Source organism: Variovorax sp. JS1663, from assembly GCF_002157355.1.
In the GTDB taxonomy this organism is placed as follows: domain Bacteria; phylum Pseudomonadota; class Gammaproteobacteria; order Burkholderiales; family Burkholderiaceae_C; genus Variovorax.
In genome coordinates, this window is record NZ_LYMK01000032.1 from 1 (window position 1) to 21,358 (window position 21,358).

The 21,358-nt window shown below is 69.3% G+C and carries 15 protein-coding genes and 2 pseudogenes; 12 read left to right on the plus strand and 5 right to left on the minus strand.

Annotation, left to right across the window (positions count from 1 at the left end; genetic code table 11):
* The 7 genes and pseudogenes from A8M77_RS36200 to A8M77_RS23655 all read left to right on the plus strand — a co-directional run.
* Positions 1 to 2,697 (plus strand): annotated as a pseudogene (locus A8M77_RS36200) (immunoglobulin domain-containing protein); the annotation flags it as partial.
* A 98-nt stretch (positions 2,698 to 2,795) separates the two neighbouring features.
* Complete coding sequence (gene urtA, locus A8M77_RS23630; protein WP_086923957.1) at positions 2,796 to 4,070, plus strand: urea ABC transporter substrate-binding protein; 1,275 nt, start codon at positions 2,796 to 2,798, stop codon at positions 4,068 to 4,070.
* A gap of 11 nt (positions 4,071 to 4,081) precedes the next feature.
* Complete coding sequence (gene urtB / locus A8M77_RS23635; protein WP_086923958.1) at positions 4,082 to 5,671, plus strand: urea ABC transporter permease subunit UrtB; 1,590 nt, start codon at positions 4,082 to 4,084, stop codon at positions 5,669 to 5,671.
* Complete coding sequence (urtC, locus tag A8M77_RS23640) at positions 5,668 to 6,867, plus strand: urea ABC transporter permease subunit UrtC (protein WP_086923959.1); 1,200 nt, start codon at positions 5,668 to 5,670, stop codon at positions 6,865 to 6,867. Before urtB ends, urtC begins: the two co-directional genes overlap by 4 nt.
* Positions 6,864 to 7,742: an urea ABC transporter ATP-binding protein UrtD gene (gene urtD / locus A8M77_RS23645; RefSeq protein WP_086923960.1), complete on the plus strand. Its 879-nt coding sequence runs from the start codon at positions 6,864 to 6,866 to the stop codon at positions 7,740 to 7,742. Before urtC ends, urtD begins: the two co-directional genes overlap by 4 nt.
* Positions 7,743 to 7,763: 21 nt before the next feature.
* Complete coding sequence (gene urtE / locus A8M77_RS23650) at positions 7,764 to 8,456, plus strand: urea ABC transporter ATP-binding subunit UrtE (RefSeq protein ID WP_086923961.1); 693 nt, start codon at positions 7,764 to 7,766, stop codon at positions 8,454 to 8,456.
* A 140-nt stretch (positions 8,457 to 8,596) separates the two neighbouring features.
* Positions 8,597 to 9,541, plus strand: a complete 945-nt coding sequence (locus tag A8M77_RS23655; protein WP_086923962.1) for a VTT domain-containing protein — start codon at positions 8,597 to 8,599, stop codon at positions 9,539 to 9,541.
* Between the two features lie 143 nt (positions 9,542 to 9,684).
* On the opposite strand, the pseudogene A8M77_RS23660 reads toward A8M77_RS23655, so the two are convergent.
* The 3 genes and pseudogenes from A8M77_RS23660 to A8M77_RS23670 all read right to left on the minus strand — a co-directional run.
* A pseudogene (locus A8M77_RS23660) lies at positions 9,685 to 9,957 on the minus strand (ATP-binding cassette domain-containing protein); the annotation flags it as partial.
* Complete coding sequence (locus A8M77_RS23665) at positions 9,954 to 11,213, minus strand: M20/M25/M40 family metallo-hydrolase (RefSeq protein ID WP_086923963.1); 1,260 nt, start codon at positions 11,211 to 11,213, stop codon at positions 9,954 to 9,956. The pseudogene A8M77_RS23660 and the gene A8M77_RS23665, both read right to left, overlap by 4 nt.
* Before the next feature lie 5 nt (positions 11,214 to 11,218).
* Positions 11,219 to 14,164, minus strand: a complete 2,946-nt coding sequence (locus A8M77_RS23670) for an FAD-dependent oxidoreductase (protein ID WP_086923964.1) — start codon at positions 14,162 to 14,164, stop codon at positions 11,219 to 11,221.
* Between the two features lie 111 nt (positions 14,165 to 14,275).
* Here A8M77_RS23670 and A8M77_RS23675 point away from each other — a divergent pair, with 111 nt between their 5' ends.
* From A8M77_RS23675 to A8M77_RS23695, 5 genes are all read left to right on the plus strand, one after another.
* Positions 14,276 to 15,169, plus strand: a complete 894-nt coding sequence (locus A8M77_RS23675) for a dihydrodipicolinate synthase family protein (protein WP_086923965.1) — start codon at positions 14,276 to 14,278, stop codon at positions 15,167 to 15,169.
* 52 nt (positions 15,170 to 15,221) lie between these two features.
* The gene (locus tag A8M77_RS23680; protein WP_086924019.1) at positions 15,222 to 16,052 is read left to right on the plus strand and encodes an ABC transporter substrate-binding protein; all 831 of its coding nucleotides are present in this window, start codon (positions 15,222 to 15,224) and stop codon (positions 16,050 to 16,052) included.
* A 41-nt stretch (positions 16,053 to 16,093) separates the two neighbouring features.
* Entirely contained in the window at positions 16,094 to 16,816 is a 723-nt protein-coding gene (locus tag A8M77_RS23685; protein WP_086923966.1) for an amino acid ABC transporter permease, read from the plus strand.
* Between the two features lie 8 nt (positions 16,817 to 16,824).
* Positions 16,825 to 18,279 (plus strand): dihydropyrimidinase, encoded by a 1,455-nt coding sequence (gene hydA, locus A8M77_RS23690; protein ID WP_086923967.1) that lies wholly within the window; start codon positions 16,825 to 16,827, stop codon positions 18,277 to 18,279.
* 70 nt (positions 18,280 to 18,349) lie between these two features.
* Positions 18,350 to 19,036, plus strand: coding sequence for a GntR family transcriptional regulator (locus tag A8M77_RS23695; protein ID WP_086923968.1), 687 nt, complete (start codon positions 18,350 to 18,352; stop codon positions 19,034 to 19,036).
* On the opposite strand, the gene A8M77_RS23700 is transcribed toward A8M77_RS23695, so the two are convergent.
* Positions 19,026 to 20,468 carry an MFS transporter gene (locus A8M77_RS23700; protein ID WP_086923969.1) on the minus strand — a complete coding sequence of 481 codons (1,443 nt, stop codon included), beginning with the start codon at positions 20,466 to 20,468 and terminating at the stop codon, positions 19,026 to 19,028. The two genes, A8M77_RS23695 and A8M77_RS23700, sit on opposite strands and share 11 nt — an antisense overlap.
* A gap of 597 nt (positions 20,469 to 21,065) precedes the next feature.
* The gene (locus tag A8M77_RS35485) at positions 21,066 to 21,353 is read right to left on the minus strand and encodes a hypothetical protein (protein WP_143694745.1); all 288 of its coding nucleotides are present in this window, start codon (positions 21,351 to 21,353) and stop codon (positions 21,066 to 21,068) included.
* Between the last annotated feature and the right edge of the window lie 5 nt (positions 21,354 to 21,358).

The window sequence follows — 21,358 nt, forward strand, 5'->3', positions numbered from 1 at the left end:
CCACCCAGCCTCCCGCCGCCCACCGCGGCCGATGCGAGCACGGCGCGTCCGGTGATCGTCACCCATCCGCTCGACCGCAGCGTGAGCGCGGGATCGACCGTGCAGTTCAGCGTGCGTTCGACCGGAAGCGGACTCGGCTACCAGTGGCGGCGCAACGGCACGCCCATCGCGGCGGCCAACGGCGCGAGCTACGGCTTCGCCGTCACGCTGGCCGACGACGGCGCACGCTTCGACGTGATCGTCCGCAACGCCGCCGGCAGCACCACCAGCGATGCGGCCACGCTGCGCGTGCAGGCGGCGGTGGCGCGCACGCCGGTGGCAGGCCATCCGCGGCTCTGGATCCGCGACCAGGACCTGCCGCGGCTGCGAGCCTGGGCCAACCCTGCCAACCCCCTGTTCGGCGCGGCGAACGGCAATGCGCTGTACCGGCTCGCGATCACCGCGCGCGACCGCATCGAGTCGGGCGTGGTCCCCGCGCAGGACAACGGCGGCAGCACCTACACCCCCTACGCCACCGAGAGCTACGCGGCGCTGATGGCCTTCATGAGCCTCGTCGACACCGACCCCGTGCGCAACCCGCGCTGGATCGCGGCGGCCAAGACCGCGCTGTTCGCCGTCATCGACCAGGCCGACCAGGGCGTGGGGCCCGGCAAGTTCCGCAGCGACTCCTTCGCCGCCTCCGACCGCGGGCGCTGGAGCGGCGAGGCCTTCCCGCTCACGGTGGACTGGCTCTATCCCGCGCTCGGCGCGGACGAGAAGCGGCGCATCCGGCGCGTGTTCCTGCGCTGGTGCGCGGAAAACCGCGACGGCTACCCGTCCGTCACCTACTACCACAGCCATCCCTCGTCGGTGCCCGCGGGCGCCGCGCGCCGCAACAACCCGCTGCTGCTGGACCTGGGCGATCCGAAACGGAGAGCGGTCCGTTTCGCGATGAACAACTACCTCATGGCGCACGCGCGCAACATCTTCATGATGGCCAACGCGATCGACCCCGCGGACGACCGGGCCGACCCGGCGCTCGCGAACGACGCCGACGGGCGGCTGGGCGACTTCATGCACGAGGCGATCGGCACCCACCTCTACATGACCGACTACGCCTACCGCAACGACGGCTTCGGCGGCATCAGTCCCGAGGGCATGGAGTACGGCGAATCGATCGGCTTCTACTACGGCCTGATGCTGGCCATCCACACCGCCGGGATGGACGACACCACGCTCCACGGCGACAAGGTCTCGCTCGACAACCATCCCCTCCTGTCGAGGCTGATGCCGGGGTTCTTTCACAGCCTGAGCACGCGCAAGGTGGCCAGCCCCTACGGCCAGGTCTACCAGCCGGCCTGGTTCGGCGATGCGGAGCAGCTGTACTTCATGGATCCGATGCGCGTGATGGGCCCGCTGTCGCTCTACAGCCGCTACGCGGGCCGGGCCGACGCCCTGGAGAGCGCCAAGTGGCTTCAGTACACCGCGGCGCCGAACAACCCGGGCAGCCTGGCGGCGCATGCCAACAACGACGACAACATCATCCAGTCGATCTTCTACTTCCTGATGTTCGACCCCGGCCAGCCTGCGCCCGCCGACCCGCGCGGCGCGCTGCCCACCGACCACTTCGCGCCCAGCCTCGGCCGCCTGCAGGCGCGCACGAGCTGGAACGACGGCGCCGACGTGCGGCTCGTGAACCTCAAGCTCAGCTACAACACCATCGACCACCAGCACGGCGACGGCAACATGTTCGACTTCTGGCGCAAGGGAGAGTGGCTCACCAAGGAGCTCTCGGCCTACGGGGCCGGCGCCGCGATGTCGCACTTCAAGAACACGCTGGCGATCCAGAACAATCCGCTGGCCCCGGTCGGCGGCTACCACGCGCCCTTCCTTGCCCAGGGCAGCCAGTTCATCGGGGGCGCGCACGACGGCGATCCCGGCGTGCTCGTGCGCGGGGTGACGAACGACTACCTGCTCTTCACCGGCGACGCGACCAACCTCTACAACCATGGCGGCAGCGGCGCCGCGGGACGCGAAGTGAGCCATGCCAGCCGCACGCTGATGTGGCTGAAGCCGGACACCGTGGTCGTGATGGACCGCGCCAGCACCACGCGCGACGGCCGCTTCAAGCGCTTCTGGCTCAACCTGCCGAGCAACGGCGCGGCGCCGGTGCGGGTGGGATCCGCCGTGGCCGCGACCACGCCGGGCGGACAGCAGTTGCACGTGAACACGCTGCTGCCCGAGCCGGCGGGCGCGAGCACCGCCATCGAAGGGCCGGCCTTCACGCCGCCCGACCAGTTCTGGAAGGCCACCCTCGATCCCATGTCGGCGGACAAGACGAACTGGACCGGCGCCTGGCGCCTGCGCGTGGAGGCGGCCGGCCATCCGCGCGCCGTCAACTTCCTGCACGTGCTGCAGGGCACCGATGGCGGCGTGGCGCCCCAGCCGACGCAGCGAGTCCAGAGCGACCAGGGCAGTGCATTCAGCGGCGCGGTGGTGGGCGGGACGGCCGTGCTGTTCGCGAGCGACCTCTATGCGCCGGTGACGTCCAGCTCCTTCGTGCTGCCGGCTTCCGCGACGCGCGTGCTGGTCACCGGCCTGGTGCCGGGTGGCGGGTACACGGTGAACAGCAGCGCGGTGGTCAACGGCCGCCGCTTCGACCTGGCCAGCGGTGGCGCGCGGCAGGCCAATGCACTGGGCGTACTCGAGTTGGAATGAATCGCCCCGGGCGGCATGTACGCCACCCGGCGTATTTGCCCGGCGGGCCCTGGCCCGCAGACTCTTCTCCACCATTTCACACCCAGGAGAAGAGTCCCATGCAACAACGCCGCTTCACCCTCAAGGCGCTCACGGCCGCCGTCGCGCTCGCCAGCCTGCCTGCCGTCTCGGCCTTCGCGGCCGACACCATCAAGGTCGGCGTGCTGCATTCGCTGTCGGGCACCATGGCCATCTCCGAGACCGTGCTCAAGGACACGGTGCTGATGGCCATCGACGAGATCAACGCCAAGGGCGGCGTGATGGGCAAGAAGCTCGATCCGGTGATCGTCGACCCCGCCTCCAACTGGCCGCTGTTCGCCGAGAAGACCAAGCAGCTGCTGGGCCAGGACAAGGTGTCGGTGATCTTCGGCTGCTGGACCTCGGTGTCGCGCAAGTCGGTGCTGCCGGTGGTCGAGGAGATGAACGGCCTTCTCTTCTACCCCGTGCAGTACGAGGGTGAAGAGCTCAGCAAGAACGTCTTCTACACCGGCGCCGCGCCCAACCAGCAGGCCATTCCGGCGGTCGACTACCTGATGAGCAAGGAAGGCGGCGGCGCCAAGCGCTGGGTGCTGCTGGGCACCGACTACGTGTACCCCCGCACCACCAACAAGATCCTGCGCGCCTACCTCAAGAGCAAGGGCGTGAAGGACAGCGACATCGACGAGAAGTACACCCCCTTCGGCCACAGCGACTACCAGACCATCGTCGCCGACGTGAAGAAGTTCTCGCAGGGCGGCAAGACGGCGGTGGTGTCGACCATCAACGGCGACTCCAACGTGCCCTTCTACAAGGAACTGGGCAACGCCGGCCTGAAGGCCAAGGACGTGCCGGTGGTCGCCTTCTCGGTGGGCGAGGAAGAGCTGCGCGGCGTCGACACCAAGCCGCTGGTCGGCCACCTGGCCGCATGGAACTACTTCATGTCGATCAAGAACCCGACCAACACCGCCTTCATCAAGCAGTGGAGCGACTACGCCAAGGCCAAGAACATCGCCGGCCACAAGGACAAGCCGCTGACCAACGACCCCATGGAAGCCACCTACATCGGCGTGCACATGTGGAAGCAGGCGGTCGAGAAGGCCAAGAGCACCGACACCGACAAGGTGATCGCTGCCATGGCCGGCCAGACCTTCACCGCGCCCTCGGGCATCGTCTCGAAGATGGACGAGAAGAACCATCACCTGCACAAGAGCGTGTTCATCGGCGAGGTGCAGGCCGACGGCCAGTTCAAGGTGGTGTGGAAGACCCCGGCGCCGGTCAAGGCCAAGCCGTGGAGCCCCTACATCGAGGGCAACGACAAGAAGAAGGACGAGCCGGACGGCAAGTCCAAGATGTAAGGGACGGGCGCATGCTGCTGCAGCGAATCGTTCAGGGAGTGTTCGCTGCGGCGGCAGTGCTGTGCGCGGGCCAGGCCGCGGCCCTCACCGCGGACGAAGCGAAGGCCATCGCCTCGGGTGACACCGAGGCCCGGGTGGCCGCGCTGAACCAGGCGGTGACGAACGCCGATGCGAAGACCGCGGCCTTCATCCAGGCCATGGCGGACGATGCCGTCCGCTACACGGCGGACAAGGTCTTCGTCGTGAAGAACGACAAGGGCTATGACCCCGTCACCGGTGCGGAGCTCAAGCTGCCCGACGACGCCGAAGAGGTCATCAACAACAACCTCATGCGCAGCGCACTCGACGCTGCGCAGGCTGCGCTCAAGCTCGCGAGCCCCGACGCCGCGGTGCGTGCGGAAGGCGCCAAGGGCCTGCTGAGCTCGCCCGACGAATCGCGGCTGCCGCTGGTCGAGAAAGCGCTGGCGGCGGAGTCTGACGCCCGCATCAAGGCCACGCTCGAACTCGTGCGCGCTGCGAGCATGCTGTCGAGCCCCGACAAGGCGCGCCGCATCGAGGCCATCAAAGCGCTCGGCGAAAGCAAGAGTCCCGACACCAAGCTGTTGCTCAACGAGCGCCTGGGCGAGGAGCAGGACCCCGAGGTGAAGTCCGCCATCGTCACCGCCATCGCTTCCATCGACGCGTCGCTGGTCTGGGGCGAGCGCATCGGCGCCGTGTTTAGCGGCATCAGCCTCGGCTCCGTGCTGCTGCTCGCCGCGCTGGGCCTGGCCATCACCTACGGGCTGATGGGTGTGATCAACATGGCGCACGGCGAGCTGATGATGATCGGCGCCTACGCCACCTACGTCATGCAGGGCGTGTTCCAGCGCTACATGCCCGAGGCCGCCTTCGGCTGGTACCTCGTGGCCGCTATCCCGGTCGCGTTCATGGCATCGGCGCTGGTCGGCGCGGTGCTGGAGCGCGGCGTGATCCGCTTCCTCTACGGCCGGCCGCTCGAGACCCTGCTGGCCACCTGGGGCATCAGCCTGATGCTGCAGCAGCTCGTGCGCTCGCTCTTCGGCGCCCAGAACGTGGGCGTCGAGAACCCGGGCTGGATGAGCGGCGGGCTCACCATGCTGAGCAACGTGACGCTGCCCTGGAACCGCATCTGCATCATCATCTTCGCGGTCCTGGTCCTCCTGGCCATGGGCTGGCTGATCGGCCGTACGCGACTGGGCCTGTTCGTGCGCGGCGTCACGCAGAACCGTCCCATCGCCTCCTGCATGGGCGTGAACACGGCGCGCATCGACACCTATGCCTTCGCGCTGGGCTCGGGCATCGCGGGCCTGGCGGGCTGCGCGCTCTCGCAGATCGGCAACGTCGGCCCCGACCTGGGCCAGAGCTACATCGTCGACTCCTTCATGGTGGTCGTGATGGGCGGCGTGGGCCAGCTCGCCGGCACCGTGTACGCGGCCCTGGGCCTGGGCGTGCTCAACAAGTTCATCGAAGGCTGGGCCGGCGCCGTGCTGGCCAAGATCGCGGTGCTGGTCTTCATCATCATCTTCATCCAGAAGCGGCCGCAGGGCATCTTCGCAGTCAAAGGGCGGAGCGCCGAGGCATGAGCGGGGTCGTACTTCCTTCCAAGGCGCCGCTCCTGAGCGGCAAGGGCTGGACGGCCTTCTTCGTCGCCCTGATCGCCGTCTGCGCGCTGGCGCCGGTGCTCAACCTGCTGGTGCCCGCCGGCAGCGCGCTGCACATGAGCGACTACGCCGTTGCGCTGGTCGGCAAGATCATGTGCTATGCCATCTGCGCGCTGGCGATGGACCTGATCTGGGGCTACACCGGCATCCTCTCGCTGGGCCACGGCCTTTTCTTCGCGCTGGGCGGCTACATGATGGGCATGTACCTCATGCGCCAGATCGGCCGCGACGGCAACTACAAGAGCGACCTGCCTGACTTCATGGTCTTCCTCGACTGGAAGACGCTGCCCTGGCACTGGACCTTCAGCGACAGCTTCATCGCCACGCTGATCCTGATCGTCGCGGTGCCGGGCCTGGTCGCCTTCGTCTTCGGCTTCTTCGCCTTCCGCTCGCGCATCAAGGGCGTGTACTTCTCGATCATCACGCAGGCCATGACCTTCGCGGCGATGCTGCTCTTCTTCCGCAATGAGACCGGCTTCGGCGGCAACAACGGCTTCACCGACTTCAAGCGCATCCTGGGCACGCCGATCGCCACCCAGGAGATGCGCATGACCCTGTTCGCGCTCACCGGGCTGACGCTGCTGGGCTTCTTCCTGCTGTCCAGATGGCTGATCGCCAGCAAGTTCGGCCGCGTGCTGCAGGCCATCCGCGATGCCGAGTCGCGCGTCATGTTCTCGGGCTACAACCCGCTGCCGTACAAGCTCACGATCTGGGTCATCTCGGCCGTGATGTGCGGCGTGGCCGGTGCGCTCTACGTGCCGCAGGTCGGCATCATCAACCCGGGCGAGATGAGCGCGGCCAACTCGATCGAGATCGCCATCTGGGCCGCGGTCGGCGGCCGTGCCACGTTGATCGGGCCGATCGTCGGCGCCTTCATCGTCAACGGGGCCAAGAGCTGGCTCACGGTGGCCTATCCGGAGTACTGGCTGTACTTCCTGGGAGCGCTGTTCATTGCTGTCACGCTGTTCCTGCCGAACGGCATCGTGGGCCTGGTGAAGAAGTGGGCCGGACGGGAGAAGCGGGTGCCCGCCGAGGAGCCGAAGCAGCGCGCCGTCGCTGTGGAGCAGGGCGCAGAGCCGGCATCGCTGCCGGTGCAGGCCGAAGGAGCCCGAGCATGACGCCCGACCTGATGGACGCAGGCGCCGAGCGCCTCGCCAGGCACAGTCACGACAGTGACTTCGGCCAGCTCACCGCCTCGGGCGGCCGCGAGGCCGGCTACGGCCGGCATGCGACGCCGGGCGAGGTCGACCTCACCCACGGCCGCATCCTCTACCTGGAAGACGTGAGCGTGAGCTTCGACGGCTTCAAGGCCATCAACAAGCTCTCGCTGGACATCGCCCCCGGCGAGCTGCGCTGCGTGATCGGCCCCAACGGCGCCGGCAAGACCACGATGATGGACATCATCACCGGCAAGACCCGGCCCGACGAGGGCACCGTGTTCTTCGGCAGCACCATCGACCTGCTGCGCCACAAGGAAGCCGATATTGCGCAGCTGGGCATCGGGCGCAAGTTCCAGAAGCCGACCGTGTTCGAGCAGCTCACCGTGTTCGAGAACCTGGAGCTGGCGCTCAAGACCGACAAGGGCGTGAAGTCCTCGATGCTGTTCAGCCTGGACTCCGCGCAATCCGACCGGCTGGCCGAGGTGCTGCACACCATCCACCTGGCCGACAGCGTTTCGCGCATGGCCGGCAACCTGAGCCATGGGCAGAAGCAATGGCTGGAGATCGGGATGCTGCTGATGCAGGACCCGAAGCTCCTGCTGCTGGACGAGCCCGTGGCCGGCATGACCGACGAGGAGACGGCGCGGACCGCCGAGCTGTTCCTGCACCTCAAGGGCAAGCATTCGCTGATGGTGGTGGAGCACGACATGAGCTTCGTGCGGACCATCTCCGAGATCGTGACCGTGCTGTGCGATGGGTCCGTGCTGGCGCAAGGCACGCTGGACGAAGTGCAGGCGGACGAGCGGGTGATCGAGGTGTACCTCGGACGCTAGCGAGCAAGACAGAGACACGACATGCTCAAGGTCAAGAACATCCACCAGTACTACGGCGGCTCCCACATCCTGCGCGACGTGAGCTTCGAGGCTCACCTCGGCAAGGTCACGGTGCTGCTGGGCCGCAACGGCGTCGGCAAGACCACGCTGCTGAAATCGCTGATGGGCCTGGTCCCCATCAAGAGCGGCAGCATCGAGTTCAACGGTGCGGCCATCCAGAAATGGACGCCCTACGAGCGCGCCCGCGCCGGCCTGGGCTTCGTGCCCCAGGGCCGCGAGATCTTCGCGCGGCTCACGGTCGAGGAAAACCTGCGCATGGGACTGGCCTATCGTTCCGCCGGCACGCCCATTCCCGCCGAGCTGTACGAGCTGTTCCCGGTGCTCAAGCAGATGAAGAACCGCCGCGGCGGCGACCTTTCCGGCGGCCAGCAGCAGCAGCTCGCGATCGCTCGGGCGCTGGCGCCGGGGCCCAAGGTGCTGGTGCTCGACGAGCCCACCGAGGGCATCCAGCCCAGCATCATCAAGGACATCGGCCGCGTGATCCGCATGCTGGCCGACCGCGGCGACATGGCCATCGTGCTGTGCGAGCAGTACTACGACTTCGCCCAGGCGCTGGCCGACGACTACCTGGTGATGGAGCGCGGCGAGGTGATCGCGCGCGGCCTGGGCAAGGACATGGAAGCCCAGGGCGTGCGGCAGCTGGTCGCGATCTGAGCCATGCGCGATCTCTGACGAGTCCATGTCAGGCCGCAGCGCGAAGGCGTTACGCTAGCGGCCGTCGCACTTCGCTCCGTCGCCGCCTTGTCCACACGTCCGCCCCGCCTGCCTCCGCGAGCACCTTGCCGGGAGGCTGCATGGAAGCGCTGATCGCGCTGATGGTCGACCATGTCCTGGCCGTGGTCTTCATCGCTACCTTCGCCGCCCGGGTGGGCCTGCCGGTGCCGGCCGCGCCCGTGCTGGTGGTGGCCGGCGGCATCGCGGCGATCGCCGAGCCGGTGCTGATCGTCGCCATGGTCGGCGCGACGCTGCTGGCCAATGTGCTGGGCGATGCCGTCTGGTTCTATGCCGGGCGGATCTACGGCTACCGCTTCATGCGGCTGCTGTGCAAGATCTCGATCTCGCCCGACTCCTGCGTGCGGCGCAGCGAGTCGCTGATCACCCGTTGGGGCGGCCTGTCGCTGGTGGCGGCCAAGTTCGTGCCGGGCGTGTCGGTGGTGGCGCCGCCGATGGCCGGCGCGCTGGGCATGAGCTCGCTGCGCTTCCTGGCCTTCGAGACGGTGGCTGCGCTGCTGTGGGCCGGCGTGTTCCTGTGCCTGGGCTGGGTGTTCCGCGAGCAGATCCAGGCGGTGCTCGATGCGCTGGCCAATGCCGGCGGCGTGGCGACCGCGGCGCTGGTGGCCGTGCTGGCCGCGATGCTGGCGCGCCGCTGGTGGCGCCGGCGTTCCTTCCTGCGCGCGACAACCATGCCGCGCGCCACCATCGAGGAACTGGCCGCGCTGATGGGGCAGGAGATGCCGCCCGTCCTCATCGACGTGCGCGGCGAGGCGGGCGTGCAGGTCGATCCGCGGCGCATCCCCGGCGCGCTGGCGATCCCGCTCAAGACCCTGCAGCAGCGCGGCGAGGCGCTCCCCTTCGATGCGGGCCAGCGCGAGATCATCCTCTACTGCAACTGCCCCAACGAAGTCTCCGCCGCGCTGGCCGCCCAGGCGCTCATGCGGCGCGGGCTGATGCGCGCGCGGCCGCTGGCGGGCGGCCTGGAAGCCTGGGTGGCGGCGGGTCATCCGACCGCGCCGCATTGAGCGGGCGCGGTCCGGCCGGTCCGGCTCAGTGCTGGAGGATCTTCGAGCGGAACTGCTGCGCGCGCTCCGAGCGCGCCGACGGGTTGCCGAAGAACTCTTCCTTGGCGCAGTCCTCCACGATCGCGCCGCGGTCCATGAAGAGGGTGCGGGAACAGCTCGAAATGCTGGAACACCATGCCCACGCGCGAGCGCAGCTTGTTGAGGTTGATCTTCGGGTCGCCCACCGACACGCCGTCGACCGTGATGCGGCCCTGCTGGAAGGGCTCCAGCGCGTTGACGCACTTGATGAGGGTGGACTTGCCCGAGCCCGATGGCCCGCAGACCACCACCACCTCGCCCTTGCGAACGGTGGTGCTGCAATCGTTCAGCACCTGGAAGGCGCCGTACCACTTGTCGACGTGACTGATCTCGATCATGGCTTGTCCTGGCGGGTGAGGAGTCGGTGGAGGGTGTTGGCGACGACCTGCGTCGCCTTGCGCAGTTCGTCCAGCGGCACGCGCTCGTCGGCGCGGTGGCCGTTGGCTTCCAGGAGCGTCTCGGGGCCGGCGCCGTACATCACGGTGGGAATGCCGGCCTCGCTGTAGAGGCGCGCGTCGGTGTAGAGCGGCACGCCGATCGGCGTCACCGGCTTGCCCATCACCGCGCTGGCTTCCTCGCACAGCAGATCGGCAAGCGCCTGCGCGCCCGGCGCGGGCGCGAAGGGCCGGGCCAGCAGGATCCGGCGGATGTCGGCCGAGATGCCGGGCAGGGGGCGGCAGGCGGCTTCGATCACCTCGCGCAGTTCGGCCTCCACCGCTTCCGGCGATTCTTCCGGGACGATGCGGCGGTCGAGGCGCAGGCTCAGCACATCGGACACCACGTTGGTGTTGATGCCGCCGCTGATCAGGCCCACCACCAGGGTCGGGTGCGTGATGCCGGGCGTGCGCGAAGGGCGCTGGACGAGGGCGTCGCGGTGGCGGTAGAGCGCCGGCAGCAGGGTCGCGGCGGCCTCGATCGCATCGTGGCCGGTGTCGGGCCGTGCCGCGTGCGCCGACTTGCCGCGCAGCGTCACCTCCAGGTGAAGGCAGCCGTTGTGGGCCACCACCACGTGGTGCGAGAAGGCGGCCGACAGCACGCAGTCGGGGCGGCTCAGGCCCTGGGAAAGGATCCATCCCGGGCCGGTCATGCCGCCTGTTTCCTCGTCGTAGGTGAGGTGCAGCTCGACCGTGCCGGCCAGCGCGGTGCCCGAGGCGGCCAGGGCCTTGAGCGCACGCAGCGCGAAGGCATAGGTCGTGAAGTCGGACTTCGACACCGCCGCCCCGCGGCCGTAGAGCCAGCCTTCGCGCACCTCGCCGCCGTAAGGGTCGACGCTCCAGCCGTCGCCGGGCGGCACCACGTCGCCATGCGCATTGAGCGCCACCACGGGGCCGTCGCCGAAGCGATGGCGCACGATCAGGTTGGTCACGCTGCGCATGCCGTGCGCGGCGGCGGATTCCGCCGGCACCGGGTGGCGCTCGACCTCGAAGCCCATGGCCTCGAGCAGGCCGGCGGTGAGCTCGGCATGCGGCGCGCAGTCGCCCGGCGGGTTGTCGGACGGGCATTGCACGAGGCGGGCGAGGGTGCGCACCTGCTCGTCGAAATGCGTGTCGATGAAGTGGCGCAGCGTCTCGCGCGCGTGGGTCGGTTCGTTCATGGATGTCAGAGGAAGCGGTCGATGCGGAAGGGAGTGATGTCGATGTCGGTGCGGCCGCGCACGATCAGGTCGGTGACGAGCCGCGCGGTGACCGGCGCCAGCGTGTAGCCGTTGGAGGTGACTGCGTTGAAGAAGCCCGGCACGCCCGGCACCTCGCCGATGATCGGCGCGCCGTCGATGTTGACGTTCATGCCGGCCCAGCAGCGCACCACGTGCAGGCCGCTCACGGCCGGCAGCACCTGGCGCGCCACCCACAGGTTGCCCTCGATGCTGGCGCGCTCGGCGCGGTTGAGCCGCATGCCGGCATGGAAGGCCGCGGTCCAGCCGCCGCCGATGATCAGGCCGCCGCTGGCCGCCTGCTTGAGGCTCAGGTGCCGGTCGGCATGCGCGACGAGGTGATCGACCCGGGGCGGCGCGGGCTCGGTGACGATCATCTGCAGCGGCGCGCCCTTGACCGGGATGTTGACGCCCAGCATCTGCCCGATGGTGCTCGACCACGCGCCGCTGGCATTGACGATGCGGCCCGCATGGAGGGTGCCGCGCGAGGTGTGGACCACGAAACCCGCGCCGTCGCCCGGCCGGCGCTCGATGTGCTGCACGTCGCAGCCGCGCAAGAGGCGCGCACCCCGCTGCTGCGCGCGCCGGGCGACCGCGTAGGTGGCGCGCAGCGGGTTGATCTTGCCCTCCATCGGGCAATGGGCCGCGCCGAGCAGTTGCTCGGAGAGGGCGGGCGAAAGCCGCCGCAGCCCGGCGCCGTCGATCACCTGCGTGTCGATGCCGTGGCTGCGCTCGAGCGCGGCCTTGGCCTCCAGGAAGCGCATGCCGGCCTCGCTGTCGGCGACCATCAGGCCGCCGGTGATCTTGACCTCGAGGTCCTCGCCGCAATCGGCCTCGATCTCCTGCCAGAGCCGCACCGACATCGGCCCGAGCGGCAGCGTGGCGGCCGCGGGGCCGCCGCCGGCCTGGGCCTTGGCGCCGAAGTCGAAGGACAGCAGCTGCACGTGCAGGCTGCCCGCGTTCGCGCCCGAGGCTTGCAGGTTGGTGTCGTCCCGGTCGGCCACCGTCACATCCTGGCCGGCCTGCGACAGGTAGTAGGCCAGGCAGGAGCCCAGCACCCCGGCGCCGATCACCAGCACGTCGGTGCGCTGGGGCGTGAAGGGCGCATGCTCCACCGGCCGCGCGAGGTTCGGCGTGATGGCGGGCTTGTGGCCGCCCCACTCGGGCTTCTCGAAGCCGAGCGCGCCGGCCGGCACCGGCTTGGCGGGCGGGCGCGGCGCGAAGTACTGCTCCACCTCCGGTGGCCGGCCGGTGAGCTCCCCCACCAGCCGGGCCGCCGTCACCGCGCAGTAGCGGCCCTGGCAGCGGCCCATGCCCAGCCGCGTGTTGCGCTTGATCGCGGCCAGCGTGTCGCGGCCGGCGCGGATCTGCTCGCGCACCGTGCCGAAGCGGATCTCCTCGCAGCGGCAAAGCAGCGTGTCGTCGGGGACGGACGCCAGCGTGACCGGCGGCGCCGCGTAGATCGACCACAGGGCCTGCTGGAAGCGTTCGGCGCGGTGCAGCGCGTCGATCGCGTCGGCGGGCTCGGGCGCATGCAGCCCCAGCTGGCGCGCCGCCGCGCAGCCGGCCAGGCGGCCCCGGGCGAGGGCCACGCGCGAGCCGCCCATGTCCGCGCCATCGCCGACCACGTAGACGCCCTCCAGGCTGCTCGCGCCGTCCTCCCGCGTCACGGTGGCGGGGTAGCCGAGATGGCGGTCGACCAGCCGGTGCCTGCAGCCCAGCATGCGGGCCAGTTCGGTGGAGGGGATGAAGCCGTAGCCCAGGCACAGGGTGTCGGCCTCGAAGCGGCGCGCGGTGTCGGGCAGGGCGCGGCCGTGGGCGTCGAGGCGCGCGGCTTCCACCGCCTGCAGCGAGCCCTGGCCTTCGGCGGCCGCGACCGCGTGGCCCCAGAGCACCCGCACGCCGCGGGCACGCAAGGTTCGCAGGTAGCGCCAGCCCTGGTGCAGCAGGTCGGGCGCGGTGCGCGCCGCCGTCAGCATCTGCCGCCACTGCCGCAGGGAAGGGCGCGGGGCCGACTCCAGCACCGCGACCACGTCGGCGCCGCCGGCCAGCAGCTCGGCCGCCAGCTGAAGATTCAAGGGCCCGTTCCCGGCGATCAGCACCCGCCGCCCCGGCGCCACGCGGTAGGCGCGCGCCAGGGTCTGGCCGGCGCCCGTCGTCATCACGCCCGGCAGGGTCCAGCCGGGGAAGGGCACGGGGCGCTCGTAGGCGCCGGGGGCGATCACCAGCTGCCGGCACGCGATGACGTGGGCGCGCCCGTCGATCAGCGCGCCGACCTCGCGCGGCGAGAACGCGGCCCACACCTGCGCGCCCTGGGCGATCTGCACGCCGGCGGCCAGCGCCTCGCGCTCGAGCGCCAGGCCGTCCGCGAATTGCCGGTCGGGCGGCGCCTCGGCCCGCTGCGAGGGCGCAAGCGGCTTGTAGAACTGGCCGCCCGGTTGCAGGCGCTCGTCGAGCACCAGCACCCCGGCGCCGGCCCGGCGTGCCGCCAGCGCCGCCGACAGGCCGGCGGGCCCGGCACCGATCACCAGCAGGTCCACGTCCCGCTGTTCCGGTGCCGAGGCCGCCGCCGGCGCCAGCGGATGCAGCGGGTCCGAGGGCGTGCCGGCGGGCATGGCGGAGCGCACCTGCTGGCCCTCGGCCACCTTCGTCAGGCAGGCGCGCTGGCTGGCGCGGCCGTCCACCGTCACCAGGCAATCGAAGCAGGCGCCCATGCCGCAGTACAGGCCGCGGCGCTCGCCGCTGCGCGTATGGCGCATTTCGCGGATGCCGCCGGCCGCCAGCGCCGCCGCGATGGTCTCGCCCTCCAGCCCCTCGACGGGCTGCCCGTCGTACCAGAAGCGCACGGGGCGCCCGGTCGCGGCGATGGAAGGGTGGGTCAGTCTGGCGCTCATGTCTGGGATGCGGGAATCACGCGAAAAACCACGTTGACGCGGTTCAATGTATACGTATACTACACGTATACAAATACCGCGTCACCCGATTTTTCATCCAAGGACGAGCCCATGACAGCGTTCCGAGGCACCTACACGGTGCTCATCACCCCCATGACGGCGGCCGGCCAGGTCGACGTGCCTGCGCTGCGCAAGCTGGTCGACTGGCAGATCGAGGAGGGCATCCACGGGCTCATCCCGCTGGGCAGCACCGGGGAATTCCTGTCGCTGACCCAGGAGGAGCGGCAACTGGTGATCGAAACCTGCGTGAGCACCGCCGCAAGACGCGTGCCCGTGCTGATCGGCACCGGCGCGGAGTGGACCGACGAATGCGTGCGCCTGAGCCGCGAGGCCGAGCGCATGGGCGCCGACGGCGTGATGATCATTCCGCCCTTCTACAGCACGCCCACCGACGACGAGCTGTTCGAGCACTACCGCAAGGTGGGCGAGGCCATCGGCATTCCCATCATGGTCTACAACAACCCGGCCACCGCCAACGTGGACCTGAAGCCGGAGCTGGTGGCGCGCCTCTCGCGCATCGACAACTGCAAGTACATCAAGGAGTCGACGCTGGAGGTCACGCGCGTGCGCGACATCATCGAGCTGTGCGGCGACCGCATGACGGTGTTCGCCGGCATCCTGGGCTACGAGTCCTTCTGGCTCGGCGCGCAGGGCTGGGTGGCGGTGTGCTCCAACCTGATCCCGAAGATGTCGGCGCGCCTGTTCGAGCTGGTGGCCGACGAGCGCGACATGCCCGCGGCGCTCGCGCTCTACAGGAAGATGCTGCCCATCGTGCGCTGGGTCGGCGGCCACCGCTACGTCGCTGCCTCCAAGGACGGCCTCACGATGATGGGCCTGCCGGTCGGCAAGCCGCGCGCCCCGCGCCTGCCGCTGCCCGAGGCCGACGCGGCCGATCTGCGCCTTGCGCTCGACCGCCTTCAGCTTCTCGATTCGATCCGCGCCTGAGCGCGTGCCCCGCTTCATTCGCCGCCTCCTCCACTTCCCCAAGGACATCACCATGAAACTGCTTCCCGCTCTCGTGTCGGCCTCGGCTCTCTTCCTTTGCGGCGCAGGTGCCGCGCAGGCGCAGGCCTGCAAGTCGCCGGTGCCCGATTCGGCGCTCGTCAAGAAGGGCACCCTCGTGATGTCGGTCAACCCGACCCTGCCGCCGTTGCAGTTCGTCGACCAGACGGGCGCCCTCAAGGGCATGCGGGTGGAGCTGGGCGAGGCGATCGCCAAGCGCCTGTGCCTGACGCCCGAGTACGTGCGCATCGAGTTCTCCGCCATGATCCCCGGCCTGCAGGCCGGCCGCTGGGACGTCATCAACACCGGCATCTTCTACACCGAGGAGCGCGCCAGGCTGATGCAGATGCTGATCTACGAGGACCAGGCCATCAGCATCAGCACCGCCAAGGGCAACCCGCTGAAGATCGCCAAGGCTGACGACCTCTCGGGCAAGAGCATCGGCGTCGAGATCGGCGGCTTCGAGGAGCGCAAGGCGCGCGAGCTCGACAAGCAGCTCACCGACAAGGGCATGAAGGGCATGACCATCCGCACCTTCGAGAACTTCGCGATGGCCTTCCAGGCCCTGCGCGCGGGCCAGGTCGAGGTGGCGCTGTCGATCGACTCGACCAGCGCCGAATACCAGAAGCGCGGCGACTTCGACCGCGTGCTGCACGGCCTGTTCCCGACGCCGGTCGCGCTCGCCACCCGCAACAAGGAGCTGGCCGGCGCCATGGCCAAGGTGCTCAACGACATGAAGGCCGACGGCAGCTTCCAGAAGCTGTTCGACCAGTACGGCGTGAAGGCGGTCGACGGCGCCGTGGCCGTCAAGGGCCCGGCGGGCTGAGCGTCGCGCGCTGACGCCATCGAGCAACCCAAGGAACACTCATGGGACAAGGCTGGAGCTGGTCGGGGTTCACCGACTACCTGTTCAATCCGTACCTGCTGAGCGGCGCCGTCACCACGCTGTGGCTCACGCTCGCCGCGATCGCGGGCGGCCTGGTGGTGGGCTGTGCGCTGGCCCTGGCGCGCCTGTCCAGCCGGCGCTGGCTCAATGCGCCGGCGCACTTCTACATCTGGGTGTTCCGCGGCACGCCGCTCCTGGTGCAGCTGATCATCATCTACACCGGCCTGCCGCAGCTGGGGCTGAAGCTGTCGGTCATCGAGTCGGCCCTGCTGGGCCTGATCCTCAACGAGGCGGCCTACCTGGCCGAGATCGTGCGCGGCGGCATCCAGTCCATCCCGGTGGGGCAGACCAACGCGGCGCGCGCGGTCGGCTTCAGCAATGCGCAGACCATGCGCTACATCATCATGCCGCAGGCCATGCGGCTGATCGTGCCGACGCTGGGCAACAGCATCAACGGCCTGCTCAAGACCACCTCCATCACCTCGGTGATCTCGATGGAGGAGCTGCTGCGCCGCACCCAGGTGCTGATCCAGGAGAAGTTCATGGTGCTGGAGCTGTTCCTGGTCGCCGCCCTCTACTACCTGCTGATGACCACCGCCTGGGACTTCGTGCAGCGCCGCATCGAGCGCCACTACGGCCGTGCCTACGGCAACGCGGGCACGCCGGCGGCGGTGCCGCCCGAGGCCGCGCTCGAGCAACGCTAGGAAACGCCATGACCCGCTACGACCTGATCCTGCGCAACGCCGACATCGCCACCGTCGGCGACCGCTACCGCGCCGACATCGGCGTGCGCGAGGGCCGCATCTGCGCCATCGCCCAGGGCCTGGAGGGCAGCGCCGCGCACGAGATCGACGCCGGCGGCCGCCTGGTCACGCCCGGCGGCGTGGACGGCCACTGCCACTTCGACCAGCCCACCAGCGACGGCTCGCGCTTCGCCGACGACTTCTACACCGGCACCCGCTCGGCGGCCTGCGGCGGCACCACCACCGTGCTGCCCTTCGCCGCGCAGCAGAAGGGCCACAGCGTGCAGGCGGCGGTGGACGACTACCACCGCCGCGCGGAAGGCAAGGCCGTGATCGACTACGCCTTCCACCTGATCGTGTCCGACGCCACCCGCGACGTGACGCAGCGCGAGCTGCCGGCGCTGATCGAGAAGGGCTACACCTCCTTCAAGATCTACATGACCTACGACGACCTCAAGCTGGACGACCGGCAGGTCATCGAGGTGCTCGCGACCGCGCGCCGGCATGGCGCCATGACCATGGTCCACGCCGAGAACGCCGACTGCATCGCCTGGCTCACCGAGCAGCTGCTCGATGCCGGCCTCACCGCGCCGCGCTACCACACCAGCTCGCGGCCGATGGCGGTGGAGCGCGAGGCCACGCACCGCGCCATCGCGCTGGCCGAGCTGGTGGACACGCCGATCCTGATCGTGCACGTCTCGGGCCGCGAGGCGGTCGAGCAGATCCACTGGGCGCGCGGGCGCGGGCTGCCGATCCATGCCGAGACCTGCCCGCAGTACCTGTTCCTCAGCGCCGAGGACCTGGGCCTGGACCACGAGGACCCGATGCACGGCGCCCGCTGCATCTGCAGCCCGCCGCCGCGCGACAAGGCCAACCAGCCCTTCATCTGGAACGCGCTGGCCAGCGGGCTGTTCACCATCGTCTCGTCCGACCATGCGCCCTTCAACATGCAGGGCGCGGACGGCAAGCGGGTGGCGGGCGAGAACGCCTCCTTCGACCGCATCCCCAACGGCATCCCGGGCGTGGAAACGCGGCTGCCGCTGCTGATGAGCGAGGGCGTGCTGGCCGGCCGCCTCGACATTCACCGCTTCGTCGAACTCACCGCCACCAACCCGGCGCGCCTGTATGGCCTCTATCCGCGCAAGGGCACCATCGCGGTGGGCAGCGACGCCGACTTCGTGGTCTGGGACCAGTTCGGCGAGGGCGAGGAGAAGACCATCGCCAACGGCATGCTCCACCATGCCGCCGACTACACGCCCTACGAGGGCATGAAGCTGCGCGCCTGGCCCGGCATCACCGTCTCGCGCGGCCGCGTCGTGTGGCAGGACGGCGAGTTCCGCGCCGAGCCGGGCAGCGGCCAGTTCCTGCCCTGCCTGCGGCCGCGCGCGCCGAATGCGGGCAACCCGCTGGACAAATGGCTGTAGGCTCGGTGTCCGCCAGGGGGCGGGCCTGATAAGCTTTTCGCGCCTCCCCGTGGAACATCCTCTTTTCCGCATGCCCAGCCTTCCCAGTCCGGCGCAGCCCGCCACCATCACCATCGCGCCCCTGGAAGTGCGCTCGGCCAGCCTGGCCGAGCAGGCCTACGAGCGGCTGCGCACCCTGATCCTCGACCGCCAGATCTCGCCCGGCAGCCCGCTGCAGGAAGCCCGGCTGGCGGAGGACCTGCGCATCTCCCGCACACCGATGCGCGAGGCGCTGGTGCGCCTGGCCGGCGAGGGCCTGCTGGTGCGGCGCGACGCGCGCTCCTATGCCGTGCGCGCGCTCGGCACCAAGGAATACTTCGACTGCATGCGCGCGCGCGAGGTGATCGAGTGCGAGGCCATCGCGCTGGCGGTGGGCAAGATCACCGACGCCGAGATCCAGACCCTGGAGGACGAAATCCGGGCACTGGACAGCGGCGAGCACAGCGAGACGGAGCATTTCCACTTCGACGACCGCTTCCACATGCTGATCTCCACGGCCAGCGGCAACGTGGTGTTCCCGCGCCTGGTGGAGGAACTGCGCGTCAACGCGCGGCTCTTCCGCCTGCACAGCCCGCTGCACCGGCAGCGCGAGAACCACGACGAGCACGGCGCGATCGTCGAGGCGCTGCGCGCGCGCGACCCCGAGCGCGCGCGCGAGGCCATGCGCGCCCACCTGCGCAGCCTGCAGGAGGACGTGCGGCGCGCGCTCATCGAGTGAGCGGATCCGTGCCGTCCTCCGTGCCCAGCGGCGGCGCCACCTCCTCCAGCGGCTTGCGCTCCGCATCCACCCCGAAGCGCAGCGCCATCAGCCCGGCCACGATCACCAGCCCGGCGCCGATCGCATAGCCGACGGCCACCGCGCCGCGGCTGCCGGTCTCGATCAGTGCGCCGAACAGCACCGGTGCCGCGAAGCCTCCGGCCCCGGTGCCCACCGCATAGAAGATCGCGATCGCGATCGCGCGCATCTCCAGCGGGAACACCTCGCTCACCGTGAGGTAGGCCGAGCTGGCCGCCGCCGAGGCCAGGAAGAACACCCCCGACCAGGCCAGCGCCTGGCTGCGCGCATCGAGCCAGCCCTGCATGAAGGCCCAGCCGGTCAGGGCCAGGCCGATGCCGGAGCCGACGTAGGTCAGCGCGATCATCCGCCTGCGGCCCACGTGGTCGAACAGCGGCCCCAGGATCAGCGGCCCCAGCACGTTGCCGAGCGCAAAGGGAAAGATGTAGAGCGCCACCCGGCCCTCCGGCACGGCGTGGAAGCGCGTCAGCACCAGCGCGTAGGTGAAGAAGATCGCGTTGTAGAAGAAGGCCTGCGAGATCATCAGCGCCAGGGCCACCGCGCTGCGCTGCGGGTAGCGCCGCGCCAGCACCTGCACCACCTCGCGCCAGCTGGGGCTCGCGCGCTGGCCGTAGCGCACGCGGCCCAGCGGCACAGGCAACGGCCCGTGCTGCGCCGCGACCTCCGCCTCGATGCCGGCGACGATGCGCTCGGCCTCCTCGGTGCGCCCCTGCGCGATCAGCCAGCGTGGGCTCTCGGGCACATGGCGCCGCACCAGCAGGATCGCCACCGCCAGCACCGCGCCCAGCCCGAAGCCCGCTCGCCAGCCCCACACCGGCCCGAGCACCTGCGGGTCCAGCAGCCACAGGCTCAGCCCCGCGCCCAGCGCCGCGCCGATCCAGAAGCTGCCGTTGATCGCCAGGTTCACCCGCCCGCGCACGCGCGCCGGGATCAGCTCGTCGATCGCCGAGTTGATGGCCGCGTATTCACCGCCGATGCCCAGCCCGGTGAAGAAGCGGCACAGCGCGAAGAAGGCGAAGCTGGGCGAAAAGGCGGTGGCCAGCGTGGCCAGCGCATAGACCGCGAGCGTGATCAGGAACAGCTTCTTGCGGCCGAGCCGGTCGGTCATCCGCCCGAAGAGCAGGGCGCCGATCACGGCGCCGCCGATGTAGAGCGAACCCGACCAGCCGATCTGCGCGGCCGTCAGCGCCAGGGTGTCGGGCCGCTCCAGCACGCCGCCGATGGAGCCGACCAGCGTCACCTCCAGCCCGTCCAGCACCCAGGCCACGCCCAACGCGATCACCACGCGCCAGTGCCATCGCGACCAGGGCAGGCGGTCGAGGCGGGCCGGGATGTCGCTCGGGACACCCGTCATCGAGGCGGCTTCACAAGGCAGGCCATGGCGCAAGACTAACCCAGCGCGATCGCGGTGCAGGCCGACAACAGCGTGCCGGCGCTCTACGAAGGGAACGCATGGTCAAGCCTTCCCCGAACCCTCGTGGACCCGTTGCTGAGTGGTCGCCACCTTGCAATCGCACTCCTCGCGCTCGCGTCATACGAGTGCTGCACTGGCCAACTGTCAAGAGAACCCTACGCCCCAACCGGTGTATTCAACGCGAATCCGACCTCGCGTCGCGGTTCCAAACGGCCGCAACCCCGCGCGGCGCGCGTGTAGGACATGGCCTACGTACGCCTTTAGGGCTACCGTTAATGAAGTTGCATTAATTATGAAATGAAACCGTGTCTGCCAAACGATTAATCCTATTTGCCTCGTCAATCGATATGGACGCCCGGATGTCGCTCGGCTGTGACTTTGTGCATGACTTGGATCATTCATTTCGCCTCGCCAAAAAATTGCCTCACTGACAATAGCGTCCATTGAAGCAAGGATGGACGCAGTAGAAGGCAACATGAAATCTCTTGTCGCAGCGAGCAGCGGCGACGAATCCCCCTAAAGCGAGTACCGAAGTACTCAATGAACCGATGACAAATCGGTTCGACCTCTGCCTATCGGCAGGTCGTACGACCCCTGTGCGACGCCTGCCCGCCAGCGCGGCGATGAGCGCTCCTTTTTCGACGATTTGTTCGGCAATTTCTTTTGCGCCTTTTGCAGGCGCAGGAATTTCTTTTTTCCATTTATCTGGAGTTCGGTGTGAAAACCCTCGACAAATGCGCACTCCTGCTGTTCGTGGCGACGGGCGCGCTCGCCGGTTGCGGTGGCGGCGGCAGCGGGTCCGGCGGCGGCTTCGCGTTCCCTCAAGGCTC